Source organism: Actinomycetes bacterium (assembly GCA_022599915.1).
GTDB lineage: Bacteria > Actinomycetota > Actinomycetes > S36-B12.
The window spans coordinates 26185-41961 of record JAHZLH010000066.1; the positions used below are offsets into that span (position 1 = coordinate 26185).

Below are 15777 nucleotides of genomic sequence, written 5' to 3' on the forward strand. Positions count from 1 at the left end.
ATCGACAACCCGATCCAGCCGGTCGAACTAATCCTCTTTCCCGCCACTACTGCGGAAGGCCTGGCCTAAGCCCGCCATGGCCGAACTCAACTCGGCGGGCACCACCCAGACCTTGTTGGCAGTTCCGTTAGCGATGTTGGGCAGTTGCTGCAAGTACTGATACGCCATAACTTGCTCGTCGGCGTCGGCAGCATGAATTGCGCCGAAGACCCGGGCGATGGCTTCCGCCTCAGCCTCCGCCCGCAGAACTCTGGCCCGCGCATCACCTTCTGCCGACAGAATCTGCGACTCACGCTCACCTTCGGCGGTGAGGATGGCCGATCTCTTGGAGCCTTCCGCACTGAGGATCGCGGCTCGTTTGTCTCGCTCGGCCCGCATCTGCTTCTCCATCGAGTCCTGCACTGACGGCGGCGGGTCGATCGCCTTGAGTTCCACCCGGTTGACCCGGATTCCCCATTTGCCAGTGGCCTCGTCTAGCACCCCTCGCAGCGCTAGGTTGATTTCTTCGCGGGAGGTCAGGGTTTCCTCAAGATCCATGCCCCCTACGACATTTCGCAGCGTGGTGACAGTCAACTGCTCGACGCCATGAATGTAATCATTGATCTCATACGTAGCAGCCTGCGGGTCGGTCACCTGGAAGTAAATGACGGAGTCGATCTGTACCACCAGATTGTCTTCGGTAATGACCGGTTGCGGCGGGAAACTCACCACCTGCTCACGCATGTCGACGAGGGTCCGCATCCGATCCACAAACGGAATGATGATGCTTAAGCCCGGCATCAGCGTGCGCTGGTAGCGCCCGAGCCGCTCAACGATGCCAGCGTGTGCCTGGCGAACGATCTTGACGGTCCGGCTCAAAATGATCAACACCAGAATGGCGACAAGAAGCCCAACAATTGCTCCGATGGTCATGATTCCTACTTCCTGCGCCCGATCAACCGATCAGCGCCGTTGCACCTTCAATATCTAGGACCTGGACCGACTCACCCACTGGGTAGACCGTGTCACCGTCGAAACTGCGCGCTGACCATAGTTCGCCGCGCAGTTTCACCCGACCATCGTGACCATCAACCTCGGCCACCACCTCGGCATCAGCCCCCACCAGGGCTGCGGTTCCAGAACGAGTTTCAATCGGTTGTCGGATGTGGCGCCGCGCGACCGGTCGGACGAAGCCAACCATAGCCGCACTTGTACCGGCGAAAACCAGCCAAGGAAGCCAATCCGAACCAGTGACCGCCGCGGTACCCGCACCTGCGAGCGAACCGACAGCCAGCATTCCCAGAATGAGCGTGCCACCGGTGGAAAACTCCGCGATGCCGAGCACGATTGCCCCAATCGTCCACCACACCCATGCATCCATACCTTCAGCCTACGGGTATCACACCGCTGCGGCACGCCATCTAGCGGCGAGAACGCGGTTCTCCTCGATCAGCGAACACGCAACGTCTACCACCAGACGGGTAGCCGCAGCTAGTTACCGAACGCCCAGAATCGGGAGAACACCTTGCTCACGAGAAGTGGGGTATCGAATGCTGCGGTCAGATGCTCTTCGGTGATGACCTCATCGATGGGCCCCTGGGCCAGCATTCGTCCCTCCCGGAGCAGCAGTGCGTGGGTGAAGCCGGCGGGAATTTCCTCCACATGGTGGGTAATCATGACCTGCACGGGCGCGGTTTCGTCCCGCGCAACGGCAGACAGCCGATCTAGCAGGTTCTCCCGCGCCCCAACATCTAGGCCAGCTGCTGGTTCATCCATCAACAGCAGTTCCGGATTGGGAAACAACGCCCGCGCCAACAGCACCTTCTTGCGTTCGCCATCTGACAGCGTGCCCAACCGGCGATCCGCTAGGTGCTCCAAGCCCATGAAATACAACAGCTCGTCGCAGCGCTTCAGATCGACGTCGTCATACTCTTCCAGGTAACGGCCCGAAACCGACCAACCGGCGGTGATGATCGTGTCGATAACGCTTTCGTGGGCGGGAATGCTATCCGTGGCGCGCGCGGACAGCAGCCCAATCCGGGGCCGGAGGTCAAAGACATCCACCAGACCCAACGGCTCCCCCAAAACTGAGATGGCACCAGTGGTGGGATGAACCCGGGTAGCCATCAGGTCCAACAGCGTGGTCTTTCCCGCACCATTGGGACCCAGAATCGCCCAGCGCTGGCCAGCCGTCACCTCCAGGCTGATCTCGGACAGGATGGGCTTACCTTCGCGCTGAACGGAGGCTGCTTCCACCCGGATCACCGTGGTCACGCTCCGCACCATACCTGGCGAATTCGCCGGGATCGCTGATTGAACCGCGGCGGCTAGTCATCGTGACCATGACCTACTGTCGCGATCGGCCCTGGTGTGTCAAAGTGACGCCGTGATACCGATTTCTCGTGGCACCGGTGCCGAGTTGACTTGGTGCAAAACCACCATCGTCAACCCCACCGGACTCACCGCTGGGAGGAAACGGTGACCAGTCAGGTGCGCCGGATTGCCGCCAGCGGTCAAATGGTGTGGTGGCTGAATGCGGTGCTGGCTCAAATCTGTTCACCAGATGATGCCGCTGGCAAGATCCTCGGCACCTGCCATGGACTCGCTGAAGCTCCAGTCGCCGGGCCTGCGTTGGTCGGCGCGTTGCGAGGTCGTGGGGTCGATCGAGCAGTGCTGGCGGTGGTCGAGGCGGGCGATCCACTGGGACTACCCGGACCGGCACCCATCACCAAAGCAGCGGTAGGGGCCGGGGTGGCTATTGTCGCCGGCGATGGCTCGATAACGATGATTCCCGCCGATGGCGAACCACCGCTGGACTGGTTGGTGTTACCAAGTTCGCAGCGGATTGATCCCATCGCCCAGCTGGGCTCTCTCGGTGAGGCGCACTCGTTGATGCGGGAGGGCATGTTGCAGATCTCCGCCAGCATGACCGGGCTAGAACCCGATGAGGTCGCGATGGCCGAGTTGTCTCGCTACCGCGACTGGCGACCACCCGACCCACCACCTGGACTGCCACCACGCGCCGCGCAGCTGGCCGAGTCTGCCCTGCGGGTCTGGTGGCTGACTGGCGTGGCGCAGGAACTGGCCCAGCGCCGGGGGGCGAATCCCCCGCAGCAGATTCGGGAACTCCGACCACTGGCTCGTCGGGCCAGCGCTGCCGCTTTCAGCGTGCCATTGCTCGCACCGGCTTGACCCAGTCAGCGAACACCTGAACGGGAGTCAGCCGACACGATGGCGAAGTCCGGCGGGTAACCGATGAGCTGCCGGACCAAACAGCGGCGATGCCGCTAGGTTCAGCATATGAGTGGATTCCGAGTCGGGGGAAACCATTTCGGTGGGGTCCCGCGCGACTACTGGCGGCGGCGAAATGCGGCACTCGATCCACAGCGCGACTATGCGGAGATCTACCGCAATATTGCGCAGTACGAGTTCCCGTGGGAGATTCTGCAGTCGCTGAGTTTGGCTCTTTTTCGCACTTTTGCAGTACCCACCATCGGCGAGTTACTAGATCGCACTCAAGAGTTCCAACGGCACACCCAAAAGCGGTATGACGACACCACGCTGCTCTTGGAGCAACCGACCACCGCTGGCTTCGATAGCGATGCTGGCCGAACAGCAATCCGACGGATCAACCAGATGCATCGGGCCTACGACATCAGTAACAACGACCTGCGCTACGTTCTCAGCACTTTCGTCGTGGTTCCGATTCGGTGGATTGCCGACTACGGCAAGCGCCCGTTGGATCCGGGTGAGGTGCGGGCGACAGTGGCCTTCTATCAGCACCTCGGGCGCATGATGGGGATCAAGGACATCCCTGCTGACTATCAGGAGTTCGGCGACTTGATGGATGACTACGAGGGGCAGCACTTCCGAACAAATCCCGCATCACGCCGCGTTGCTGACGCCACCCTCAACTTGCTAACTAGCTTCTATCCGCGGCCACTGATGCCGCTGGTACAGGCTGCGGCACGGTCGATGATGGATCCGCCACTACTGGCGGCGCTGGCCTACCAGCGCCCACCAACGGCTTTCTATCGCGCCACTCATGCGCTTCTGGCGGCACGGGGCCGAATCTTGCGCCTCTTCCCTGCTCGCCGGACCGGAGCGCTGGCGGAGAACTACGCGCGGATGCGTAGTTATCCCGGTGGATTTGCACTGCAGGACCTCGGTACTTTCCCGGAGCGGGACCACGCGGGGTAAGTCCACGGGTCAATCGCCGAGGGCTAGCCATTCCCGGGTTGCCGAGTCGGTATCGTGGGCGTGCCATGGCTGACACATCGAATGTTCCTCAGGATTCACTGCTGATCACTGTCAGCGGCCGAGATCGTCCTGGGCTGACTGCACGTATCTTCCAACAGTTGCGGGGTGAGGTACTCGATGTAGAGCAGACTGTGGTGTCCGGCCGGTTAGTGCAGCTGGTGCTCCTCGTCCCAGATCAGCCAGACCAGATTCGACAACACCTAGCCCAACTCGCCGAGGAACTGGCACTCGACGTGGAAATCGCCGCTACCCGAGACCTGCCCAACGATCGGCAACTGGGCCGGCAACAGGTCGTGGTCTTAGCCGCCCCGCTGCCACCGGGTGCCATAGCCGCCATCGCCGAGGCGATTCGCGATAGCGGCGGAAACATCGAACGAATCTCCCGCATCGCGGCGTATCCGGTCACTGCCCTAGAGATCACTGTGGTTGACGCGGACCCAGAACAACTGCGCCGCACCACCGCAGCGGCAGCCAGCGCTCATAACGTCGACGTGAGTTCACAGCCGTTATCGATCAACCGATTTGGGCGCCGACTGATCGTGCTCGATGTCGACTCCACTCTGATTCAAGACGAAGTCATCGAGTTGCTCGCCGCTCATTCCGGCACGCTTGCCCAGGTGGCTGAAATCACCGAGCGCGCGATGCGTGGCGAACTAGACTTCGCCGAGTCGCTCGCAGAACGAGCTGCACTACTTGCGGGCTCGCCAGCGACAGTACTCGACGAAGTGCGCGAGCAAATCCGCCTCACCCCAGGCGCACGAACGCTGTGCCGCACCTTGACGGGGTTGGGACATCAGGTGGCGCTAGTCAGTGGCGGTTTCACGGCAGTCATCCAACCGCTCGCTGACGAGTTAGGAGTGCACCACGTTCGGGCTAACACCTTGGAGGTGGCTGACGGGGTGCTCACTGGTCGGGTGATCGATCCAATCGTTGACCGGGCGGGCAAGGCCGCTGCGCTCCAGGAGTTCGCGGCCGAAGCTAACATTCCGCTGTCGCGGACGGTGGCGATCGGCGATGGTGCCAATGACCTAGACATGTTGGCGGCAGCTGGCCTAGGGGTGGCCTTCAACGCCAAGCCGGTGTTGCGGGAGGCAGCCGATACCGCAATCAACGTGCCCTTCTTGGACTCAGTGCTCTTTCTGATGGGATTGTCACGCGAGGAAATTGAGGCTGCGCATAGCGGCGCAGAGTCGTAGCCTTTCGCGCGGATATCCCGTTGTGGGCCATCAGCCCCGGGGGATGTGAAACTCCACGAGTTCCGCACTCCCCGTTGTGGTCTGCGCCCACGGCTCGACAAGCCGCAATACCGCAATGCCGCATGTCGGATACTTGCGGGCCATGGCAGTGCGGGCAGTCATGCTCCCGCTACCTGCCAGCGAAGTGGCTAGTTCTTCACAACCTGGGTTGTGCCCCACCAAAGCTGCAGTGCGACAGTCCTCCGGGAACTCCTGCACCACCGCCAGCAGTTCCTGCCAACTGGCGGCATACACCCGGTCTTCACTGAACGAGTCCGGTGCCACAGGAAACTGTTCCGCCAGCAATTGCCACGTTTGAAGAGTACGCGTGGCGGTGGAGACCGCCACGATATCCGGGGTGAGGTCGTGCTTCTGCAACCACTGACCAGCAGCCGGTGCATCCCGCCGACCACGTTCGCCGAGTGGACGGCCGTGGTCCGGAACACCCTCCGGCCAGTCGGATTTCGCATGGCGAATCACGATGAGTCGGTGCATGGAGTCAGCCTAGGTCCGTAGCAGGTCGCTAGCGCGCCAACTGCCCAAATAGGGCAAGATGCTGCTGTGGCAACGTCTCCAGACTTCGATGAACTTGCCGCCGCAGTCCTATCGGCCACCGACTCCTGTGATCATGCTGACCTGCGCCTCGTTAGCACCCGCACGTCGTTTCAGACCAGACGAGACCGGGACGCCCGCGCTGATGTAGACGGGAGCGAGCGGTCACTCGGAGTTCGGGTCCTGCAGGACGGTTGTTGGGGCTTCGCAGCCACCGATGACCTGGCCATACCGGAAGCCACTGCCGCCGCCCGGCAGGCAATGGAGTTGGCGGCGGCCACTGCGGCAACGGTGGATCAGCCGGTGGAACTCGCGGCGGAACCGACGCACCAGGGCAGTTGGCGCAGCGATTTTTCCATTGACCCGTTCGAGATTTCCGCAGCAGAACGCATGGAGTTCTTACAATGGGGATGTGAGCAGCTGCTGGCTGATGCTCGGGTGCAGCACGTGGACGCGACGGCCAACGCAGTGCGGGAGGAGACGCTCTACGCGGATAGCCAGGGAACCCACACCTCCCAACTTCGCGTCCGACTGCAGGCAGCATTCACCGCAGTACAACTAGACGATGCCGGCGGATTTACACAGCTGAGTACGCTGGCGCCACCAGTTGGCCAAGGTTGGGAGTTTCTCACCGACGAACAATCCACGTGGCCATGGGCCAACGAGTTGGCAGAGTTACCAGAACTGCTGTCTGCCAAGGCGGCTGCCCCGTCAGTCCAGCCCGGCAAGTACACGCTGGTGATTCACCCCAGCAATCTCTGGCTCACCATTCACGAATCCATCGCCCATGCCACCGAACTGGATCGGATCAAAGGCTACGAAGCGAACTATGCTGGCACTTCTTTCGTCACGCCATCGGACATTGGGGAGTTGCAGTACGGCTCCCCACTGATGAATGTGCAAGCCGATCGCACCACTCCGCACGGCCTGGCAACTGTGGCCTGGGATGACGAGGGAGTGGCAGCACAAACATGGCCACTGATCAGCAATGGGATTCTGGTCGGGATGCAACTCGATCGGGCGATGGCTGCGGCTGCCGGCCTCCCGCGCAGCAACGGCTGCGCCTACGCCGATTCCGCAAGTCACATCCCGTTGCAGCGCATGCCCAACATCACTCTGCAACCGCAACCGGAGGGTGGCAGTGTGGCGGATCTGATCGCCGGAGTTGAGGATGGCATCTACGTGGTGGGTGACGATTCCTGGTCCATCGACATGCAGCGATACAACTTTCAATTCACCGGGCAGCAGTTTCATCGGATCAAGTCGGGTCGCTTGGTGGGTCAGTTGCAGGACGTGGTCTACCAAGGCCGCACGACAGATTTCTGGAACTCGATGGTCGCTGTCGGCGGCGAGGAGACCGTGGAACTCGGTGGCACCTTGAACTGTGGCAAAGGCCAACCAGGCCAATCCGCCCCGGTGTCCCATGGCAGCCCGGCGGCAGTCTTTGCCGAGGTCAACGTCCTTAACAGCCGACAGGAGTCAGGCGCGTGATGCAGCCGCAACAGATCGTAGACCGGGCGCTGCGCGGCGCTGCTGGCGAAACCATGGTGGTCTTAGTCGAAGACACCGACCAAATCAATCTGCGGTGGGCCAACAGCACTCTGACCACCAATGGACATGTCCACGGTCAGACCGTGGACATCATCGCCTGCCACCGTGACCGGGCGGGCACCCGTACCGCCACGGTTTCCGGACAGGTGGCGGACGCGGCTGACGTCGACCAGCTTGTGGCGCGGGCACGTGAGGCCGCCCAAACGGCCGCAGTGGCAGCGGACGCGGCAGAGTTACCCACCCAGTCACAGCCAACTTCCCCCGACTGGGACCACGATTCACCAGGTACCGGTCCCCACGAGATTAGGGACCTGGCCGTCGATCTCGGCGAGATGTTTCGAGCGGGTGCCGCCCGCGACACCTGCTACTTCGGCTACGCCGAGCACGATGTGACGACCACCCACTTGGGATCCACTGCTGGAGCCCGACTGCGCTGGACGCAACACAGCAGCAGATTGGAGACCACCGCTCGAGACAGCGCCGGAGCCCGATCGGCCTGGCACGGTGAGGCAGGCAACTCGCTGCGCTCCGTCGATCTCGCCACTGTTGCTGACACGTTGGCAACCCAGTTGTCCTGGCAGCAGCGACAGGTGAAGGTGCCGCCAGGACGCCATACCGTTTTGTTGTCACCTAGTGCAGTTGCGGACCTGATGGTGGAGTTCTATTGGTACGCCGATGCGGAGTCGGCTGCAGCGGGCCGCAGCGTCTTTAGTGGCAGTAACGGCGGGACTCGAGTCGGTGAACCGTTGGGCGAAGGTATTACCTTGGCCAGCGATCCCCACCACCCGGACCCCACTATGCGCTGCGCTGATTTCGTCGCCGTCACTGGCGGCAGCCCGACCACGTCAGTCTTTGACAATGGTGGCCCCAAGCCAGCCACGGAGTGGATCGCCGACGGGGTACTGAATCAGTTGGTAACTACTCGCGCTAGTGCGGCTACTACCGGTCTGGGCTACGCCCCAACGGTTGACAACCTGAGCATGAGCACCACAGTGGGCCACGGCGACCTGATGGAGGTGGCAGGCCGACTTGAGAACGGTTTGCTGATCACCTGCCTGTGGTACAACCGCGTCGTTGATCCCGAAACCTTGCTACTCACCGGCCTCACCCGAGACGGGGTTTACCTCGTGGCGGATGGCGAAGTAGTGGGCAGTTGTGGCAACTATCGGTTCAACGAATCGCCGGTTGGCCTACTCCGCCGTATTGTGGACAGTGGGAGCCCGGAACGGACCCTCGCCCGAGAACTGGGCGACTACTTCGCCCGGGCTACTGTGCCGCCGCTGGTGGTGGCCGATTACAACTTGTCCACCAGTAGCGACGCCCGGTAGACGCTTGGAGGCAACGGAATGACAGTTCCGGCAGAGTCCGCTCAACCGCAGCCGATCGACCGGCAAAGCGATGAGTCGGTTCACCGCATCACTACGGCCCAGACTGGATTGAGTCAGGAGCAGAAAGCCCGGACTCGGCGGTACTTGATATCGATGAGTATCCGCACCATCTGTTTCATCGCAGCTGTGGTTGCAACCGGCTGGATGCGTTGGGTGTTCCTGGCTGGGGCCGTGTTCTTGCCGTACATGGCAGTGGTCATGGCCAATGCGGGTCGGGAAAATGACACCTTCGCCGGGCCGGAACAAGTCACACCACAGCCCATGGGGCAACTACCAGCCGGTGACATCGTCGTCGATGAGCCACGGCAGTAATCCATCCCAACAGTGCAGTGGCATCAGACCGTCACCAGCGTCCTCGCCCCCAGCAGCGCTGCCGTCACTGCTGCGGCCGTTCCCCAACGTCATCTAGGCTGATCTCATGTTCTCCCTGCTGCGATCCCCACGTTGGCAGGCATTTACCGCCGCCGCGCTGATTGCGATTATCGCGTTTGGGCTGCTGAGTTACTGGCAATACAACCGGGCCGAGGAAGAGCGCCAGGAGTTCGCCACCATTTCTGCGCAGATGACGGCCGACCCGACGGTCTTGCCGCAGCAGGCGAGCGGACCAGAAGTTGACTGGCGACACGTGGAACTCACTGGCGAGTACGATCCCGACGCACAACTGTTGATCCGAAACCGGCCACAGGACGGCAGAAACGGCTACTGGGTCACCACATTGCTGCGCACCGACCTCGGTGTGGTGTGGGTGGTGCGCGGGTGGTATCCCGCGCAAGTAGCCGCAGGTAGTGAAACCAGCGCACCGGCACCGCCAACCGGTACCGTCGTGGTAGATGGTTACGCCCGAGCCCCAGATGGCGAGCCCGCCCGCCGCGCCGATGACATCCCGGCCGGACAGGCCACTGCAGTGAATCCAACCGGCCTCTCCGAAATAGTGGCGGCGCCAGCACCCGCTGCTTGGTACGTGATTGCTACTAATGACCCGGAACTAGCAGCGGTGCCACCCCCGGAAGCCACCGACAGTCGCAATCTGTCTTACGCCGGACAGTGGCTACTATTTGCCGCGGTGGTGATTGGCGGCTGGTTCTTCTTCCTCCGGCGCGAGGCGGCAGAAACTGCCGCCGCGGAACCGGAACGGACTCCTACCACCACGGGGTAGCAAGACCCCACCGGACAGCAGACTGGCAGCAGCGACGCCAGCAGACTAGGACGACTACGCGCTAATCAGGCTGCGAGAATTGGGTGCGGTATAGCTCGGCGTACAGTCCGCCCGCTGCCAGCAGATCAGCGTGGCTGCCCCGCTCAACGATTCGGCCGCTGTCGACCACCAGGATTTCGTCTGCTTCCCGGATCGTGCTCAGCCGGTGGGCAATGACGAGCGAAGTCCTGCCAGACAAGGCTCGGGCTAAAGCTCGCTGTACCGCGGCTTCGCTGTCACTGTCGAGGTGCGCGGTAGCTTCGTCCAAGACCACCAACTGCGGCTGTTTCAGCAACAGTCGGGCAATGGCCAACCGCTGCTTTTCGCCGCCCGACAGCCGATGACCGCGGTCCCCCACCATCGTGTCCATCCCGTCCGGCAGCGAACGAATCAGTTCAGCGATTCGGGCATCTTCACAGGCAGCCCACACCTCGTCGATATTCGCCGATGGGTTGGCATAACGCAGGTTGGCAAGAATGGTGTCGTGGAATAAGTGGGCATCTTGAGTTACAACGCCGACCGCGTCGTGGACAGATTGCTGGGTCATCTCCCGCAGATCGTGTCCGCCGATTGTCACCGCACCTGCGTCTGGGTCATAGAGCCGGGACACCAAGGCGGTGATGGTGGTCTTACCCGCACCGGACGGTCCCACCAACGCAGTCATAGTTCCCGGCGCTACGGTGAAGTCGATCTCGTGGAGTGCTGGTGCCGTTGCACTCGCCTCTTTCGTGGAGCGTGCGACCCCCTCCAGCGAGGCCAATGACACTTCGCTGGCTCGTGGATAGGTAAAACCGACGTCTCGGAACTCTAACCGGGCCTCGATGCCGGCGGGTAGCGGTCGCGCATCAGGCTCGTCTGCGACGAGGGGTTTAAGATCCAGTACCTCGAAGACCCGATCAAACGAGACCAGCGCGGTCATGACGTCCACCCGGACATTAGACAGCGCGGTCAGCGGACCATAGAGCTGCGCTAATAGGGCAACGATGGCGAGCAAAGTTCCCAACGTGATGGTTTCGCCGATGACAAGATTGCCGCCGACGCCGTAGGCGATCGCAGTGGCTAGCGCCGCTACCAACGTCAGTGCGGTGAAGAAGTAGCGGTTCGCCATCGCAATCCGGACTCCCAGATCCCGAACGCCGGCGGCCTTGCCCTGATACAGCTCATCCTCTTCTTGCGGGCGCCCATAGAGTTTCACCAACAGGGCGCCAGCGACGTTGAATCGCTCCGTCATCTGCGCACTCAGATCAGCGTTGAGTTGCATTTGTTCTCGGGTGAGCACTTGCAGACGGCGACCCAGCCACCGGGCGGGTAACAGGAAGAGTGGCACCAGCACCAACGCGAGCACGGTGATCTGCCAACTCAGGATCAACATCGTGACTAGCACGACGACCACCGAGATCAGATTGCCGACCACACCGCTGAGGGTGGAGGTGAAAGCTTGCTGGGCCCCGATGACATCGGAGTTCAATCGGGACACCAACGCGCCCGTCTGGGCCCGGGTGAAGAACGCCAACGACTGTCGTTGCACGTGATCGAATACCTCGGCACGCAGGTTGAAGATCAGACCTTCACCGATTCGCGCCGACAGATAGCGGCCGTACAGTCCAATGCCGGCATCGATGATGGCCACCACTCCGACAGCGATCGCGGTGAAGCTGACGATGCTCGCGTTTCCCGGGGTGATGCCATCATCCACAATCCTGCGAAAGAGTAGCGGCTGCGCCACGGTGAGCAGTGAGCCGATGACTAGCGTGATGAGGAACAGCACCACTAGCGGTCGAAACGGCCGGCCATACCGAAGCACTCGCCGCCACAGGTCTCGTGGCAAAGTTTCGTTCAATACCCCACGGTCGCGCGAATAGGAACGCCAAGCGGTCAAACGGCTGCCGCCCATAGGGCCCATGCTCATATGGCACTCCTTCTTCGGCTAGCGCTGCTACTTCTGCGGGTGCTCTCGCGGCCCAAACTGATTACCCCCTGGATATTGTGACTACGATCCCGCCGCTGCCGCCAGTTCGGCAAGCGTGCGCAGTCGCCGGATCTGGGTGAGCCGCTCCATATCGCGCTGCTCTCGGGGCGAACGGATCTCGGCTGCTCGCAGCAGCGACTTCATGTCCCGAGCAGTGCCGGGTACCGCGCCGGCCAGGCCAGCAGCCAACTCATCCCCCGCTGCAGCTAGTTCAGCCACCGGTCGAACGTCCACCGCCAAGCCGAGATTGCGTACCTCCTCGGCGACGACCCAGCGGGTAGTGAGACAAATATCCATGGCCCGCTGATAACCAACCGTGCGAGTCAACCGAGATGTTCCAGTCAAATCCGGCACCAGACCGTAGGACGCCTCGCGCATGCTGAATTGTGCGTCATCAGCGCACAGAATCAGATCACAGGCGAGTGCCAACTGAAATCCAGCCCCGACGGCGTGCCCCTGCACGAGCGCGATACTGACAAAGGGACCATCGGTGAACACGGAGAAACCGTGCTGATACTGCGCGATGACGGCATCGATCTCAGCATCGGGTGCCGCTGTCAGTTCCACCAGCGACCCCTCCCCCGGAATCCCCTCGGGAGTGAACATTCGACGATCCAGGCCGGCGGAGAAAGAGGGGCCTTCCGCCGCAAGGAGCACGACGTCAATACCCGTCTCAGCGGCGAACTCCCCCGCCTGGGCTAACCGACGCCATAGCGCTGGGGTTTGCGCGTTGCGATTGTCCGGGGAACACAAGGTAATCCGCATTACGCGGTCACTAGTTTCTACCCGGACTCCGTCAGCGATCTGTGGCAGTTCATCCATAACGGCCATTCTGCCCTAGCGCTTGCCCGTTGCCTTCCCCCTGGTCGCGCCACCGCGGCCACGCAGTTTGACACCGCTGTCACTGAGCAACCGATGGATGAAGCCGTAGGAGCGACCGGTTTCATTCGCAAGTTCACGAATACTGGCGCCAGCCTGGTACTGCTTCTTCAAATCCTTCGCCAATTTGTCTCGATCAGATCCGGTAATTCGTTTACCTTTGGCGAGTGTCGGCACGGGTCCTCCCTGATCTGCTGAGCGACGTCGGGCTCTTCTGTCACAGGATGCTGTAATGGTGCCCGCGATGCGCGGCGAGCGCCCGGTTCCCCCATTTAGGCCAGCGCAACCAGGTCGGCGTAGTCCGCTCCCCAGTGATCCTCAACACCATCGGGCAGCAGCAATACCCGCTCTGGATTCAGCGCAGTCACCGCTCCCTCGTCGTGGCTGACCAACACCACTGCCCCCTGATAGTCCCGCAGCGCCGCCAAGATTTCCTCGCGACTAGCCGGATCTAGGTTGTTGGTGGGCTCGTCCAGCAACAAAACGTTCGCTCCCGACACCACCAGCATCGCCAGCGCGAGCCGGGTCTTCTCCCCACCGGACAACACTCCTGCCAGTTTTTCGACGTCGTCACCACTGAATAGGAAAGACCCCAAAACATCTCGCGCCTGCTGTTCGCCAATGTCGGCGGCACCAGCCATCATGTTCGCCAGCACGGTGGCTGAGGTGTCTAGTTGCTCATGCTCCTGGGCGTAGTAGCCGATTCGCAGTCCGTGACCGGGTTCTACTTGACCGGTGTCGGGGGGATCTTCGCCGGCGAGGATCCGCAGCAATGTGGTCTTGCCGGCGCCGTTGAGGCCGAGGATCACGACCCGCGAGCCGCGATCAATGGCCAAGTCAACGTCGGTGAATACCTCCAGCGATCCGTAGTTCTTGCTCAACTCGGCCGCCGTTAACGGAACCCGGCCACAGGGCGCTGGCTTGGGCAGTCGCAGTCGGGCAACCCGATCAGCCTGCCGCACCTCGATGCTATCCATGAGTCGATCCGCTCGTCGCAGCATCACCTGCGCTGCGCGAGCCTTGGTGGCTTTGGCCCGCATCCGTTCTGCTTGGTCACGCAGCGCGGTGGCCTGCCGTTCCGAGTTGGCTTGTTCTCGTCGCCGACGCCGTTCGTCGAGCTCCCGCTGTTTCAGATAGCGTTCCCAGCCGGTGTTGTAGATGTCTAGTACGCCGCGGGTGGCGTCCAGATGAAAAACTCGATTGACCGTGGCTGAGAGTAGTTCGACGTCGTGACTGATGACCACTACCGAGCCTTCGAAGCCCGCCAGAAACTGCCGCAGCCAGGTGACGGAATCCGCATCTAGGTGGTTTGTGGGTTCGTCCAGTAGCAGGGTGGGAGCCTCGGCAAACAGGATCCGGGCCAGTTCCACCCGACGACGCTGTCCGCCGGACAGGGTGTGTAGCGACTGTTCTAGCACCCGCTCCGGTAAGGCGAGATTGCTGGCGATGGCGTCGGCGCGAGCGGTGGCAGCGTAACCACCGAGCCGGATAAACTCTTCCTCTGCGTTGCCGTAACGGCGCATCGCCTTGTCGCGTGTTTCATCGTCGGCGCTGGCCATCCGCCGGGAAGCGCGCTCCATCCGTTCCCGAGCTTCATGAATCCCGCGAGCGGACAAGATGCGATGTTGCGCCGTTTGATCCATATCGGGCGAGCGCGGATCTTGCGGCAGGTAGCCGATATCACCGGAGCGTTGCACCAAACCTGCGGCTGGCTCGGCTTCGCCGGCCATGACCCGAGTCAGGGTGGTCTTGCCGGCACCATTGCGCCCCACGAGACCCACTTTGTCGCCAGAGCCCACTTGGAATCCCGCTTCGCCCAACAGCAATCGTGCGCCCGCGCGGAGTTCTAAATCCTTGACTGTAATCATGCGTTCGCTACCCCCCGACTCGGTCTAGCACTAACCGACACTTCGGTCGGTTGGTTGGCTGGATCGACACCAGACCAGGTGGTCGGCGCCAAAACCAGAATTCTCACACGTTGAAACCGATGGCCCGCAACTGTTCGCGGCCATCGTCGGTGATCTTGTCGAGCCCCCACGGCGGCATCCACACCCAGTTGATGACGAACTCCGCCACCACACCATCAAGGGCAGCGCGAGTTTGATCTTCGATAACATCCGTCAGCGGGCATGCTGCCGAGGTCAGGGTCATATCGATGATGCAGTGGTTGTCCTCATTAACATTGGCACCGTAGATCAAGCCCAAGTCAACAATGTTGATTCCCAGTTCTGGATCGACAACGTCGTGCAATGCCTCCATCACATCATCAACGCTGGCTATCGTCTGCTCAGTCATACCTGCTCCCTCGCTGGTGTGTCTTGTGGTCCATTGATTTGCTCTACTGCGTCACGCAATGCCATCCAGGACAAGAGAGCGCATTTCACTCGGGCGGGATACTGCGCAACACCGGCGAACGCCACCAAGTCACCCAGCGCATCTTCGTCGGGTTCAACCTGACCCTTGCCGTGCATCAGTTCCACGAACTCGTCGAGTAGGGCAAACGCTGCTGACAGTGGTTTACCAACGACTTCCCCGTAAAGCACGGAGGCGCTGGCCTGCGAAATGGAGCAGCCTTGGTTGTCGTAGGAAACGTCAGCGAGGATCGGGTCCGCGCCGTCCGCGAGCCGCACCCGCAGGGTGATCTCATCACCGCAGGTTGGGTTCACGTGCATCACTTCCGCGTCGAAGGGATCGCGCAGACCTCGACCTTCGGGATTGCGGTAGTGGTCCAGGATCACTTCCTGATACATCGCCGCCATATCCATAGTT

17 protein-coding genes are annotated in these 15777 nt (G+C 61.6%); 7 read left to right on the plus strand and 10 right to left on the minus strand.

From position 1 onward, the window contains the following. Window positions 1-27: 27 nt before the first annotated feature. From K0U62_10670 to K0U62_10680, 3 genes are all read right to left on the minus strand, one after another. Entirely contained in the window at window positions 28-912 is an 885-nt protein-coding gene (locus K0U62_10670) for an SPFH/Band 7/PHB domain protein (GenBank protein MCH9801973.1), read from the minus strand. A gap of 22 nt (window positions 913-934) precedes the next feature. Beyond that, the gene (locus K0U62_10675; protein MCH9801974.1) at window positions 935-1360 is read right to left on the minus strand and encodes an NfeD family protein; all 426 of its coding nucleotides are present in this window, start codon (window positions 1358-1360) and stop codon (window positions 935-937) included. Window positions 1361-1470: 110 nt separating this feature from the next. Beyond that, window positions 1471-2253: an ABC transporter ATP-binding protein gene (locus tag K0U62_10680; protein MCH9801975.1), complete on the minus strand. Its 783-nt coding sequence runs from the start codon at window positions 2251-2253 to the stop codon at window positions 1471-1473. Between the two features lie 204 nt (window positions 2254-2457). Here K0U62_10680 and K0U62_10685 point away from each other — a divergent pair, with 204 nt between their 5' ends. The 3 genes from K0U62_10685 (at window position 2458) to serB (ending at window position 5435) form a co-directional block, all read left to right on the plus strand. Continuing rightward, on the plus strand, window positions 2458-3171 hold the full coding sequence (locus K0U62_10685) for a hypothetical protein (protein MCH9801976.1): 714 nt from the start codon (window positions 2458-2460) through the stop codon (window positions 3169-3171). A 108-nt stretch (window positions 3172-3279) separates the two neighbouring features. Next, window positions 3280-4179, plus strand: coding sequence for a DUF2236 domain-containing protein (locus K0U62_10690; protein MCH9801977.1), 900 nt, complete (start codon window positions 3280-3282; stop codon window positions 4177-4179). Between the two features lie 65 nt (window positions 4180-4244). Beyond that, entirely contained in the window at window positions 4245-5435 is a 1191-nt protein-coding gene (gene serB / locus K0U62_10695) for a phosphoserine phosphatase SerB (protein ID MCH9801978.1), read from the plus strand. A 30-nt stretch (window positions 5436-5465) separates the two neighbouring features. On the opposite strand, the gene K0U62_10700 is transcribed toward serB, so the two are convergent. Continuing rightward, window positions 5466-5969, minus strand: a complete 504-nt coding sequence (locus K0U62_10700) for a histidine phosphatase family protein (protein MCH9801979.1) — start codon at window positions 5967-5969, stop codon at window positions 5466-5468. 48 nt (window positions 5970-6017) lie between these two features. On the opposite strand from K0U62_10700, the gene K0U62_10705 reads away from it, so the two are divergent. From K0U62_10705 to K0U62_10720, 4 genes are all read left to right on the plus strand, one after another. Beyond that, window positions 6018-7517 carry a TldD/PmbA family protein gene (locus K0U62_10705; protein ID MCH9801980.1) on the plus strand — a complete coding sequence of 500 codons (1500 nt, stop codon included), beginning with the start codon at window positions 6018-6020 and terminating at the stop codon, window positions 7515-7517. After that, window positions 7514-8905 carry a TldD/PmbA family protein gene (locus K0U62_10710; GenBank protein ID MCH9801981.1) on the plus strand — a complete coding sequence of 464 codons (1392 nt, stop codon included), beginning with the start codon at window positions 7514-7516 and terminating at the stop codon, window positions 8903-8905. Before K0U62_10705 ends, K0U62_10710 begins: the two co-directional genes overlap by 4 nt. A gap of 18 nt (window positions 8906-8923) precedes the next feature. Continuing rightward, window positions 8924-9277, plus strand: coding sequence for a DUF3099 domain-containing protein (locus K0U62_10715; protein ID MCH9801982.1), 354 nt, complete (start codon window positions 8924-8926; stop codon window positions 9275-9277). Between the two features lie 106 nt (window positions 9278-9383). After that, entirely contained in the window at window positions 9384-10121 is a 738-nt protein-coding gene (locus K0U62_10720; GenBank protein ID MCH9801983.1) for an SURF1 family protein, read from the plus strand. 61 nt (window positions 10122-10182) lie between these two features. On the opposite strand, the gene K0U62_10725 is transcribed toward K0U62_10720, so the two are convergent. The 6 genes from K0U62_10725 to K0U62_10750 form a co-directional block, all read right to left on the minus strand. Continuing rightward, complete coding sequence (locus tag K0U62_10725; GenBank protein ID MCH9801984.1) at window positions 10183-12063, minus strand: ABC transporter ATP-binding protein/permease; 1881 nt, start codon at window positions 12061-12063, stop codon at window positions 10183-10185. A gap of 87 nt (window positions 12064-12150) precedes the next feature. Continuing rightward, window positions 12151-12960 carry an enoyl-CoA hydratase/isomerase family protein gene (locus K0U62_10730; GenBank protein MCH9801985.1) on the minus strand — a complete coding sequence of 270 codons (810 nt, stop codon included), beginning with the start codon at window positions 12958-12960 and terminating at the stop codon, window positions 12151-12153. A 6-nt stretch (window positions 12961-12966) separates the two neighbouring features. Then, a complete protein-coding gene (locus K0U62_10735; protein ID MCH9801986.1) occupies window positions 12967-13185 on the minus strand; it encodes a transcriptional regulator in 219 nt (72 codons plus the stop codon). 95 nt (window positions 13186-13280) lie between these two features. Beyond that, window positions 13281-14876, minus strand: a complete 1596-nt coding sequence (locus tag K0U62_10740; GenBank protein ID MCH9801987.1) for an ATP-binding cassette domain-containing protein — start codon at window positions 14874-14876, stop codon at window positions 13281-13283. A gap of 103 nt (window positions 14877-14979) precedes the next feature. Beyond that, window positions 14980-15303: a metal-sulfur cluster assembly factor gene (locus tag K0U62_10745; GenBank protein ID MCH9801988.1), complete on the minus strand. Its 324-nt coding sequence runs from the start codon at window positions 15301-15303 to the stop codon at window positions 14980-14982. After that, a complete protein-coding gene (locus tag K0U62_10750; protein MCH9801989.1) occupies window positions 15300-15773 on the minus strand; it encodes an SUF system NifU family Fe-S cluster assembly protein in 474 nt (157 codons plus the stop codon). Before K0U62_10750 ends, K0U62_10745 begins: the two co-directional genes overlap by 4 nt. Between the last annotated feature and the right edge of the window lie 4 nt (window positions 15774-15777).

Coding starts and splice junctions, on each gene's coding strand:
- K0U62_10730 (MCH9801985.1), bottom strand. CDS start 12,960: ATGGCCGTTATGGATGAACTGCCACAGATCGCTGACGGAGTCCGGGTA.
- K0U62_10675 (MCH9801974.1), bottom strand. CDS start 1,360: ATGGATGCATGGGTGTGGTGGACGATTGGGGCAATCGTGCTCGGCATC.
- serB (MCH9801978.1), top strand. CDS start 4,245: ATGGCTGACACATCGAATGTTCCTCAGGATTCACTGCTGATCACTGTC.
- K0U62_10740 (MCH9801987.1), bottom strand. CDS start 14,876: ATGATTACAGTCAAGGATTTAGAACTCCGCGCGGGCGCACGATTGCTG.
- K0U62_10690 (MCH9801977.1), top strand. CDS start 3,280: ATGAGTGGATTCCGAGTCGGGGGAAACCATTTCGGTGGGGTCCCGCGC.
- K0U62_10725 (MCH9801984.1), bottom strand. CDS start 12,063: ATGGGCCCTATGGGCGGCAGCCGTTTGACCGCTTGGCGTTCCTATTCG.
- K0U62_10715 (MCH9801982.1), top strand. CDS start 8,924: ATGACAGTTCCGGCAGAGTCCGCTCAACCGCAGCCGATCGACCGGCAA.
- K0U62_10720 (MCH9801983.1), top strand. CDS start 9,384: ATGTTCTCCCTGCTGCGATCCCCACGTTGGCAGGCATTTACCGCCGCC.
- K0U62_10750 (MCH9801989.1), bottom strand. CDS start 15,773: ATGGATATGGCGGCGATGTATCAGGAAGTGATCCTGGACCACTACCGC.
- K0U62_10700 (MCH9801979.1), bottom strand. CDS start 5,969: ATGCACCGACTCATCGTGATTCGCCATGCGAAATCCGACTGGCCGGAG.
- K0U62_10745 (MCH9801988.1), bottom strand. CDS start 15,303: ATGACTGAGCAGACGATAGCCAGCGTTGATGATGTGATGGAGGCATTG.
- K0U62_10670 (MCH9801973.1), bottom strand. CDS start 912: ATGACCATCGGAGCAATTGTTGGGCTTCTTGTCGCCATTCTGGTGTTG.